15 protein-coding genes are annotated in these 9,023 nt (G+C 39.7%); all 15 read left to right on the top strand.

Features of this window, described 5'->3' with window-relative positions; translation table 11 throughout:
- Positions 1 to 108 precede the first annotated feature (108 nt).
- Positions 109 to 450 (top strand): DUF3467 domain-containing protein, encoded by a 342-nt coding sequence (locus AB5062_RS14720; RefSeq protein ID WP_005844838.1) that lies wholly within the window; start codon positions 109 to 111, stop codon positions 448 to 450.
- A gap of 188 nt (positions 451 to 638) precedes the next feature.
- Positions 639 to 1,052: a 30S ribosomal protein S12 gene (gene rpsL, locus AB5062_RS14715; protein ID WP_005844840.1), complete on the top strand. Its 414-nt coding sequence runs from the start codon at positions 639 to 641 to the stop codon at positions 1,050 to 1,052.
- A gap of 148 nt (positions 1,053 to 1,200) precedes the next feature.
- On the top strand, positions 1,201 to 1,677 hold the full coding sequence (gene rpsG, locus AB5062_RS14710; RefSeq protein WP_005844842.1) for a 30S ribosomal protein S7: 477 nt from the start codon (positions 1,201 to 1,203) through the stop codon (positions 1,675 to 1,677).
- Positions 1,678 to 1,708: 31 nt separating this feature from the next.
- Positions 1,709 to 3,826: an elongation factor G gene (gene fusA / locus AB5062_RS14705; protein WP_005844844.1), complete on the top strand. Its 2,118-nt coding sequence runs from the start codon at positions 1,709 to 1,711 to the stop codon at positions 3,824 to 3,826.
- 84 nt (positions 3,827 to 3,910) lie between these two features.
- Positions 3,911 to 4,216 carry a 30S ribosomal protein S10 gene (gene rpsJ / locus AB5062_RS14700; protein WP_002558075.1) on the top strand — a complete coding sequence of 102 codons (306 nt, stop codon included), beginning with the start codon at positions 3,911 to 3,913 and terminating at the stop codon, positions 4,214 to 4,216.
- Between the two features lie 21 nt (positions 4,217 to 4,237).
- Positions 4,238 to 4,855, top strand: a complete 618-nt coding sequence (gene rplC / locus AB5062_RS14695) for a 50S ribosomal protein L3 (RefSeq protein ID WP_005844847.1) — start codon at positions 4,238 to 4,240, stop codon at positions 4,853 to 4,855.
- On the top strand, positions 4,855 to 5,481 hold the full coding sequence (gene rplD, locus AB5062_RS14690; protein WP_005844849.1) for a 50S ribosomal protein L4: 627 nt from the start codon (positions 4,855 to 4,857) through the stop codon (positions 5,479 to 5,481). The genes rplC and rplD overlap by 1 nt, the downstream gene beginning before the upstream one ends.
- A gap of 21 nt (positions 5,482 to 5,502) precedes the next feature.
- Positions 5,503 to 5,793: a 50S ribosomal protein L23 gene (rplW, locus tag AB5062_RS14685; protein WP_005844851.1), complete on the top strand. Its 291-nt coding sequence runs from the start codon at positions 5,503 to 5,505 to the stop codon at positions 5,791 to 5,793.
- Between the two features lie 5 nt (positions 5,794 to 5,798).
- Positions 5,799 to 6,620 (top strand): 50S ribosomal protein L2, encoded by an 822-nt coding sequence (gene rplB, locus AB5062_RS14680; protein ID WP_005850640.1) that lies wholly within the window; start codon positions 5,799 to 5,801, stop codon positions 6,618 to 6,620.
- Between the two features lie 22 nt (positions 6,621 to 6,642).
- Positions 6,643 to 6,912 (top strand): 30S ribosomal protein S19, encoded by a 270-nt coding sequence (rpsS, locus tag AB5062_RS14675; RefSeq protein ID WP_002558070.1) that lies wholly within the window; start codon positions 6,643 to 6,645, stop codon positions 6,910 to 6,912.
- 36 nt (positions 6,913 to 6,948) lie between these two features.
- Complete coding sequence (gene rplV, locus AB5062_RS14670; RefSeq protein WP_005844856.1) at positions 6,949 to 7,359, top strand: 50S ribosomal protein L22; 411 nt, start codon at positions 6,949 to 6,951, stop codon at positions 7,357 to 7,359.
- Positions 7,360 to 7,365: 6 nt separating this feature from the next.
- Positions 7,366 to 8,097, top strand: a complete 732-nt coding sequence (gene rpsC, locus AB5062_RS14665) for a 30S ribosomal protein S3 (protein ID WP_005844858.1) — start codon at positions 7,366 to 7,368, stop codon at positions 8,095 to 8,097.
- A 21-nt stretch (positions 8,098 to 8,118) separates the two neighbouring features.
- Positions 8,119 to 8,553, top strand: coding sequence for a 50S ribosomal protein L16 (gene rplP / locus AB5062_RS14660; protein ID WP_005844860.1), 435 nt, complete (start codon positions 8,119 to 8,121; stop codon positions 8,551 to 8,553).
- 6 nt (positions 8,554 to 8,559) lie between these two features.
- On the top strand, positions 8,560 to 8,754 hold the full coding sequence (gene rpmC / locus AB5062_RS14655; protein ID WP_005844862.1) for a 50S ribosomal protein L29: 195 nt from the start codon (positions 8,560 to 8,562) through the stop codon (positions 8,752 to 8,754).
- A gap of 11 nt (positions 8,755 to 8,765) precedes the next feature.
- Complete coding sequence (gene rpsQ, locus AB5062_RS14650) at positions 8,766 to 9,023, top strand: 30S ribosomal protein S17 (protein WP_005844864.1); 258 nt, start codon at positions 8,766 to 8,768, stop codon at positions 9,021 to 9,023.

Raw genomic sequence — 9,023 nt, 5'->3', positions numbered from 1 at the left:
GTATGTTGTATTATTACAAATAAATGTCTATATTTGTACTCCAACCAAAGAATAGAAGTTGGGGACCTTGAAATTCAGAATATTTTTTTAATGCTAAAGTATAAAATCATGGAAAACGAAAAAAATAACAATCAGTTGCAGATAGAGTTGAAAGAAGAAGTAGCTCAAGGAACGTATGCAAATCTTGCCATTATTACCCATTCCAGTTCGGAATTTATTGTTGATTTTGTGCGTGTAATGCCGGGATTACCTAAAGCTGGAGTGCAGTCACGTATTGTACTGACTCCTGAACATGCAAAACGTTTGATGTATGCATTACAGGAGAATGTTGCAAAATACGAACGTAATTTTGGACCTATTCGAATGCCGGAAGAAATGAATGGGGGAAATAATGGACCGGATGGAAAAACATTCATTCCTCCTATAAGCGGATTTAAAGGGGAAGCATAAGGGCTTTTGTAGCAAAAATAACATAGTAGTCTGTTTTTCAAAAACTTTTTTGAGAAACAGACTATTTTTATTAGTAGAAAGTATTGTTTATTAAAATGTTATTCGTAACTTTGCAGCCCAAAATGTATAGTTTTGGACTTAGTACAGCAAATTAATAAACAATATATAATAATTAAAAATCAAACAAAATGCCTACTATTCAACAATTAGTAAGAAAAGGAAGAGAGGTTTTGGTTGAGAAGAGTAAATCTCCGGCACTGGATTCATGTCCTCAAAGACGTGGCGTTTGTGTTCGTGTGTATACTACTACTCCGAAAAAGCCGAATTCAGCAATGCGTAAAGTTGCTCGTGTGCGTCTGACTAACTCTAAGGAAGTAAACTCTTATATTCCGGGAGAAGGTCATAACTTGCAGGAACACTCAATCGTGTTGGTTCGTGGTGGTCGTGTGAAAGACCTTCCGGGTGTACGTTATCACATCGTTCGTGGTACTTTGGATACAGCAGGCGTAGCTGGTCGTACACAAAGACGTTCTAAATATGGTGCGAAGCGTCCTAAAGCAGGACAAGCTGCAGCTCCTGCAAAAGGAAAAGGAAAGAAGTAAATTGTAACTGAATTCCTGAAACAAAGAATATTAATTTAAGTTTTGGTTTGTTGGAATAAGCTATAAAGGTTGAGTAAATGCTTCAGAGGAAGCGTTGAAGTAAACGGAAAAAGTGCAGCCCCAAACAAAAACATTATTTTGAGAAAAAATGAGAAAAGCAAAACCAAAAAAACGTGTGATCCTTCCGGATCCGGTATTTAATGATCAGAAGGTTTCTAAATTCGTAAATCACTTGATGTATGATGGAAAAAAGAATACATCTTATGAGATCTTCTATGCAGCACTGGAAACAGTGAAAACAAAACTTCCTAATGAAGAAAAATCAGCTTTGGAAATCTGGAAGAAAGCTTTGGATAATGTAACTCCGCAGATTGAAGTAAAGTCTCGTCGTGTAGGTGGCGCTACTTTCCAGGTTCCTACTGAAATTCGTCCTGATCGTAAAGAGTCAATCTCAATGAAAAACTTGATTCTTTTCGCTCGTAAACGCGGTGGTAAATCAATGGCAGATAAACTGGCAGCTGAGATTATTGACGCTTTCAACGAACAGGGTGGTGCTTATAAGCGTAAAGAAGATATGCACCGTATGGCTGAAGCTAACCGTGCATTCGCTCACTTTAGATTCTAATCAAGTAATAATTAATAAGTAAAGGACGAAGATGGCTAAACATGATTTGCATTTGACCCGCAATATCGGTATCATGGCTCACATTGATGCTGGTAAGACAACGACTTCAGAACGTATTTTGTTCTACACTGGCTTGACTCACAAAATTGGTGAGGTGCATGATGGTGCAGCAACAATGGACTGGATGGAGCAGGAGCAGGAACGTGGTATTACTATTACATCTGCTGCTACTACTACTCGTTGGAAATATGCGGGAAATACTTATAAAATAAACTTGATTGACACTCCGGGACACGTTGACTTTACTGCTGAAGTAGAACGTTCTTTACGTGTCTTGGATGGAGCTGTTGCAGCTTATTGTGCGGTTGGTGGTGTTGAACCTCAGTCAGAAACCGTATGGCGTCAGGCTGATAAATACAATGTGCCTCGTATTGGTTACGTTAATAAAATGGACCGTTCTGGTGCTGACTTTTTCGAAGTTGTTCGCCAGATGAAGGATGTATTAGGCGCAAATGCTTGCCCTGTGGTAATTCCTATTGGTGCTGAAGAGAGCTTCAAAGGAGTTGTTGATTTGATCAAAATGAAAGCTATTTTGTGGCACGATGAAACAATGGGTGCAGATTATAGCGTAGAAGAAATTCCGGCGAACTTGGTTGATGAAGCTAATGAATGGAGAGAGAAAATGCTCGAAAAAGTGGCTGAATTTGACGATGCTTTAATGGAGAAATTCTTTGATGATCCTTCTACAATCACTGAAGAAGAAATCTTGCGTGCTTTGCGTGCAGGTACATTGAAAATGGATATCGTTCCGATGTTCTGCGGCTCTTCATTCAAGAATAAGGGAGTTCAGACATTGCTTGACTATGTTTGTGCGTTCTTGCCTTCTCCGTTGGATACACCTGCTATTGTAGGTACTAATCCGACTACAGGAGCAGAGGAAGACCGTAAACCTAGCGAGGATGAAAAAACATCAGCTTTGGCATTTAAGATTGCAACTGACCCCTATGTCGGACGTTTGACTTTCTTCCGCGTTTACTCTGGTAAGGTAGAGGCTGGTTCATATATCTATAACACTCGTTCGGGTAAAAAAGAACGTGTATCACGTTTGTTCCAGATGCACTCAAACAAACAGAATCCTGTAGAGGTGATTGGAGCTGGTGATATTGGTGCCGGTGTTGGTTTCAAGGATATCCGTACAGGTGATACGTTGTGTGATGAAGATGCACCGATCGTATTGGAATCAATGGAATTCCCTGATCCTGTAATTGGTATTGCAGTTGAACCTAAGACTCAGAAAGATTTGGACAAGTTGTCTAATGGCTTGGCTAAACTGGCTGAAGAAGACCCGACATTTACTGTTAAGACTGATGAGCAGTCCGGTCAGACTATTATTTCCGGTATGGGTGAGCTTCATTTGGATATTATTATCGACCGTCTGAAACGTGAGTTTAAAGTAGAATGTAACCAGGGTAAACCTCAGGTTAACTATAAGGAAGCTATCACTAAGACTGTTGAATTGCGTGAAGTTTATAAGAAGCAGTCTGGTGGTCGTGGTAAGTTTGCCGATATCATTGTGGCAATCGGTCCGGTTGACGAAGACTTTACACAAGGTGGTTTGCAGTTTATTGATGAAGTGAAGGGCGGTAATGTTCCTAAGGAATTTATCCCATCAGTTCAGAAAGGTTTCCAGACCGCAATGAAGAATGGTGTGTTGGCAGGGTATCCGCTTGATTCACTGAAAGTAGTTTTGAAGGATGGTTCATTCCATCCGGTTGACTCTGACCAGTTGTCATTCGAGATCTGTGCTATCCAGGCTTACAAAAATGCATGTGCTAAAGCAGGTCCTGTATTGACTGAACCTATTATGAAACTGGAGGTTGTAACTCCTGAAGAAAACATGGGTGATGTTATTGGTGACTTGAATAAGCGTCGTGGTCAAGTAGAAGGTATGGAATCAAGCCGTTCTGGAGCTCGTATTGTAAAAGCTAAAGTACCTTTGGCAGAAATGTTTGGTTACGTAACAGCTTTGCGTACTATTACTTCGGGCCGTGCTACATCATCTATGACTTATGATCATCATGCTCAAGTTTCCAGCTCTATTGCTAAGGCTGTACTTGAAGAAGTGAAAGGTCGCGTAGACTTAGTATAATAAAAAAAGCAGGGGCGACGGGTTAGCGAATGACTCTTAATCCGGCCCCACTTTATATTTAATCATTTTTTAATTTAAAATTTAATGAGTCAAAAAATTAGAATTAAACTGAAATCTTACGATCACAACTTGGTAGACAAGTCTGCTGAAAAGATCGTTAGAACAGTGAAGGCAACAGGTGCTATTGTTAGCGGTCCTATCCCATTGCCTACACACAAGCGTATTTTTACGGTAAACCGTTCGACTTTCGTTAACAAGAAGTCACGTGAACAGTTTGAATTGTCTTCTTACAAGAGATTAATCGACATCTATAGCTCAACAGCTAAGACAGTAGACGCTCTGATGAAGTTGGAATTACCGAGTGGAGTTGAAGTAGAAATTAAAGTTTAATGCATTTAAAAATTAACTGAAATGCCAGGATTATTAGGAAAGAAAATCGGAATGACATCCGTTTTCAGTGCTGATGGTAAAAATGTACCATGCACTGTTATCGAAGCTGGTCCTTGTGTAGTTACTCAGATTAAGAGTGTTGAGAAAGACGGCTATGCAGCTGTTCAGGTAGGTTTCCAAGACAAAAAGGAAAAGCATACTACCAAACCTTTGATGGGGCACTTTAAAAAAGCTGGTGTAACTCCGAAGAGACACTTGGCCGAGTTCAAAGATTTTGAAACAGAATTGAATTTGGGAGACACTATTACAGTGGAGTTGTTCAATGATGCGGCTTATGTTGACGTTGTTGGTACTTCTAAAGGTAAAGGCTTCCAAGGTGTAGTTAAAAGACATGGATTTGGTGGAGTAGGTCAGACTACTCACGGTCAGCACAACCGCGCTCGTAAACCGGGTTCTATCGGTGCATGTTCTTACCCTGCAAAAGTATTCAAAGGAATGCGTATGGGTGGCCAAATGGGTGGTGACCGCGTTACTACACATAACTTACAGGTATTAAAAGTGATTCCGGAACACAATCTTCTTTTGATTAAAGGTTCGGTACCGGGTTGCAAAGGTTCAATCGTAATAATTGAGAAATAATGGAAGTTAACGTATTAAATATTAAAGGTGAAGACACCGGAAGAAAGGTTACGTTAAACGAATCTATCTTCGGAATTGAACCCAATGACCACGCTATCTATTTGGACGTTAAGCAGTTTATGGCTAACCAACGTCAGGGAACTCATAAATCTAAAGAAAGAAGCGAAATCAGCGGTTCTACTCGTAAATTAGGTCGTCAGAAAGGTGGTGGCGGTGCTCGTCGTGGTGATATCAACTCTCCGGTATTGGTGGGTGGTGCTCGCGTGTTTGGTCCTAAACCTCGTGACTATTGGTTTAAGTTGAATAAAAAAGTTAAGACATTGGCTCGCAAGTCGGCATTGTCTTATAAAGCTCAAGAAAACGCAATCATTATTGTTGAAGACTTCACATTTGAGGCTCCAAAGACTAAGGATTTCGTTTCTATGGTAAATAATCTTAAAATTGCTGACAAAAAGTTGCTTCTTGTTTTGCCGGAAGCTAATAAAAATGTATATTTGTCAGCTCGTAACATCGAACGTGCTAATGTAGCAATTGCTTCTGCATTAAATACTTACAATGTATTGAATGCTGAAACTCTTGTTGTTACAGAAAACTCGCTCAAGGCTATCGAGAATATCTTATCTTAATTTAAAAAGGAGGCTTAGATAATGGGAATTATTATTAAACCGTTGGTTACTGAGAAAATGACTGCAATTACCGAGAAGTTAAATCGATTCGGCTTTATTGTACGTCCTGAAGCTAACAAGTTGGAAATTAAGAGTGAGATTGAAGCTTTGTATAATGTTACAGTAGTAGATGTAAATACGCTAAAATACTCGGGAAAGAGTAAAAGCCGTTACACTAAGTCTGGAATCATCAATGGTCGTACGAATGCTTATAAGAAAGCTATCGTAACATTGAAAGAAGGCGATACTATTGATTTTTATAGCAATATTTAATAAAGATGGCAGTACGTAAATTTAAGCCCACAACACCGGGGCAAAGACATAAAATTATTGGTACTTTTGAAGAGATTACTGCATCGGTACCAGAAAAGTCTCTTGTATTTGGAAAGCGCTCAACAGGTGGTCGCAACAACGTTGGTAAAATGACAATGCGCTATATGGGCGGTGGTCACAAGAGAAAATACAGACTTATTGATTTCAAGAGAAACAAAGACGGTGTACCCGCAGTTGTTAAAACTATAGAATACGATCCGAATCGTTCGGCTCGTATTGCTTTGCTGTTTTATGCTGATGGTGAAAAGAGATATATTATTGCTCCTAATGGATTGCAAGTTGGTAGCACATTGGTGTCTGGAGCGAATGCAGCGCCTGAGATTGGTAACGCACTTCCGCTTGAAAACATCCCCGTTGGTACTGTAATTCACAATATAGAATTACGTCCGGGCCAAGGTGCAGCTTTGGTAAGATCAGCTGGTAATTTTGCTCAGTTAACTTCAAGAGAAGGCAAGTATTGTGTGATTAAATTGCCTTCAGGTGAGGTAAGACAAATACTTAGTGCTTGTAAGGCTACTATTGGTAGCGTTGGTAACTCTGATCATGGATTGGAATCTTCCGGTAAGGCAGGTCGTACTCGTTGGATGGGTCGTCGTCCTCGCAACCGTGGTGTTGTTATGAATCCTGTTGATCACCCGATGGGTGGTGGTGAAGGACGCGCTTCAGGAGGTCATCCAAGATCACGTACAGGCTTGTATGCTAAGGGCTTGAAGACAAGAGCTCCGAAAAAACAGTCTTCTAAGTATATTATTGAGAGAAGAAAGTAATAACTGATTAATTGAGTAAATTATGAGTCGTTCATTAAAAAAAGGTCCATATATTAACGTTAAACTTGAAAAGAAAGTGCTTGCTATGAATGAAAGCGGCAAGAAGGTTGTCGTTAAGACTTGGGCTAGAGCTTCGATGATCTCGCCTGATTTTGTAGGGCACACAGTTGCAGTTCATAACGGAAATAAATTTATTCCTGTTTACGTTACAGAAAACATGGTAGGACACAAATTAGGTGAATTTGCACCGACACGTACATTCCGCGGCCATGCAGGTAATAAGAAAAAATAAGCAGGATAATCTGAAGAAATAATAAAGTAATAAATAATGGGAGCAAGAAAAAAAATATCGGCTGAAAAAAGAAAAGAAGCCCTTAAGACCATGTATTTTGCAAAGTTGCAAAATGTTCCTACTTCTCCGCGAAAAATGCGTCTCGTGGCTGACATGATCCGTGGTATGGAAGTGAACCGTGCACTGGGTGTCTTGAAGTTTTCTTCTAAAGAAGCTTCTGCAAGAGTGGAAAAACTGTTGCGCTCTGCTATTGCTAACTGGGAACAGAAAAACGAACGTAAGGCAGAAAGTGGCGAATTGTTTGTAACAAAGATTTATGTTGATGGTGGTGCAACGCTGAAAAGAATGCGTCCGGCTCCGCAGGGAAGAGGTTACAGAATTCGTAAACGTTCAAATCACGTGACTTTGTTCGTTGATTCTAAGAGTACTAATGATAATCAAAATTAAGACTAGATGGGACAGAAAGTTAATCCGATAAGCAACCGTTTAGGAATTATCAGAGGATGGGATTCTAATTGGTACGGTGGCAATGATTATGGTGATGCTTTGTTGGAAGACAGCAAAATCCGTAAATATTTGAATGCCAGACTTGCAAAAGCCAGCGTTTCAAGAATTGTTATTGAACGTACACTGAAATTGGTGACAATTACGGTTTGTACAGCACGTCCGGGTATTATCATTGGTAAAGGTGGTCAGGAAGTTGACAAGCTGAAAGAAGAGTTGAAGAAGATCACGGACAAAGATATTCAGATCAATATCTTTGAAGTGAAGAGACCTGAGTTGGATGCTGTTATTGTAGCTAATAATATCGCTCGTCAGGTAGAAGGTAAGATTGCCTATCGCCGTGCCATCAAGATGGCTATCGCTAACACAATGCGTATGGGCGCTGAAGGTATCAAAGTGTTGATTTCAGGACGTTTGAATGGAGCAGAAATGGCCCGTTCTGAAATGTATAAAGAAGGAAGAACTCCGTTGCATACTTTCCGTGCAGATATTGACTACTGTCATGCAGAAGCTTTGACTAAAGTTGGTTTGCTGGGTATTAAAGTATGGATTTGCCGTGGTGAAGTGTATGGTAAGAGAGAATTAGCGCCCAACTTTACTCAGACTAAAGAGAGTGGTCGTGGTGGTAATGGCAACAATAACGGTGGTAAGAACTTCAAAAGAAAGAAAAACAATCGCTAACGGATTTGAATTTTAGGAATTATGTTACAACCGAAAAAGACAAAATTCAGAAGACAGCAGAAGGGCAGTCAGAAAGGAAATGCTCAAAGAGGAAACCAATTGGCTTTCGGCTCATTTGGTATTAAATCTTTGGAGACTAAATGGATTACAGGTAGACAAATTGAAGCTGCACGTATTGCGGTAACAAGATATATGCAACGTCAAGGACAGATTTGGATCCGTATTTTCCCGGACAAACCTATTACTCGCAAGCCTGCTGATGTGCGTATGGGTAAAGGTAAAGGTGCTCCTGAAGGTTTCGTTGCTCCGGTTACTCCGGGTCGTATTATCATCGAGGCAGAAGGTGTTCCTTATGAGGTAGCTAAAGAAGCTTTGCGTCTTGCAGCACAGAAGCTTCCTGTTACTACTAAGTTTATAGTTAGACGTGATTACGATGCTCAAAATCAAAATGCTTAATTTATTATGAAGATTGCAGAAATTAGAGAAATAGCTACCAATGAATTGGCAGAAAGAATTGAAGCTGAAGTAGCCAATTACAATCAGATGGTTTTAAATCATTCTATCTCTCCGCTGGATAATCCTGCACAGATTAAAAAGTTACGCAGAACGATTGCGCGTATGAAGGCAGAATTGCATCAGAGAGAACTTAACAAATAATAATGGTCCTCATGGAAGCTAGAAATTTAAGAAAAGAAAGAACAGGTGTTGTAGTAAGCAATAAGATGGATAAGACCATTACTGTTGCTGCTAAGTTTAAAGAAAAACACCCTATTTATGGTAAGTTCGTTTCTAAAACGAAAAAATACCATGCTCATGATGAAAAGAATGAATGTAATGTAGGTGATACAGTACACATCATGGAAACTCGTCCTTTGAGCAAAACTAAGAGATGGAGATTGGTTGAAATAATTGAAAGAGCTAAGTAA

Origin of the sequence: Phocaeicola sp. RTP21359st1_B8_RTP21360_211022, from assembly GCF_040911965.1 — a bacterium.
GTDB lineage: Bacteria > Bacteroidota > Bacteroidia > Bacteroidales > Bacteroidaceae > Phocaeicola > Phocaeicola vulgatus.
The sequence above is the reverse complement of the archived record's forward strand: the minus strand, read 5'-3'. Positions and strand labels throughout refer to the sequence as shown.

What these genes read in the sequence shown, in the direction of transcription:
- AB5062_RS14720 (WP_005844838.1), top strand. Translation starts at nt 109, where the DNA reads ATGGAAAACGAAAAAAATAACAATCAGTTGCAGATAGAGTTGAAAGAA.
- rpsL (WP_005844840.1), top strand. Translation starts at nt 639, where the DNA reads ATGCCTACTATTCAACAATTAGTAAGAAAAGGAAGAGAGGTTTTGGTT.
- rpsG (WP_005844842.1), top strand. Translation starts at nt 1,201, where the DNA reads ATGAGAAAAGCAAAACCAAAAAAACGTGTGATCCTTCCGGATCCGGTA.
- fusA (WP_005844844.1), top strand. Translation starts at nt 1,709, where the DNA reads ATGGCTAAACATGATTTGCATTTGACCCGCAATATCGGTATCATGGCT.
- rpsJ (WP_002558075.1), top strand. Translation starts at nt 3,911, where the DNA reads ATGAGTCAAAAAATTAGAATTAAACTGAAATCTTACGATCACAACTTG.
- rplC (WP_005844847.1), top strand. Translation starts at nt 4,238, where the DNA reads ATGCCAGGATTATTAGGAAAGAAAATCGGAATGACATCCGTTTTCAGT.
- rplD (WP_005844849.1), top strand. Translation starts at nt 4,855, where the DNA reads ATGGAAGTTAACGTATTAAATATTAAAGGTGAAGACACCGGAAGAAAG.
- rplW (WP_005844851.1), top strand. Translation starts at nt 5,503, where the DNA reads ATGGGAATTATTATTAAACCGTTGGTTACTGAGAAAATGACTGCAATT.
- rplB (WP_005850640.1), top strand. Translation starts at nt 5,799, where the DNA reads ATGGCAGTACGTAAATTTAAGCCCACAACACCGGGGCAAAGACATAAA.
- rpsS (WP_002558070.1), top strand. Translation starts at nt 6,643, where the DNA reads ATGAGTCGTTCATTAAAAAAAGGTCCATATATTAACGTTAAACTTGAA.
- rplV (WP_005844856.1), top strand. Translation starts at nt 6,949, where the DNA reads ATGGGAGCAAGAAAAAAAATATCGGCTGAAAAAAGAAAAGAAGCCCTT.
- rpsC (WP_005844858.1), top strand. Translation starts at nt 7,366, where the DNA reads ATGGGACAGAAAGTTAATCCGATAAGCAACCGTTTAGGAATTATCAGA.
- rplP (WP_005844860.1), top strand. Translation starts at nt 8,119, where the DNA reads ATGTTACAACCGAAAAAGACAAAATTCAGAAGACAGCAGAAGGGCAGT.
- rpmC (WP_005844862.1), top strand. Translation starts at nt 8,560, where the DNA reads ATGAAGATTGCAGAAATTAGAGAAATAGCTACCAATGAATTGGCAGAA.
- rpsQ (WP_005844864.1), top strand. Translation starts at nt 8,766, where the DNA reads ATGGAAGCTAGAAATTTAAGAAAAGAAAGAACAGGTGTTGTAGTAAGC.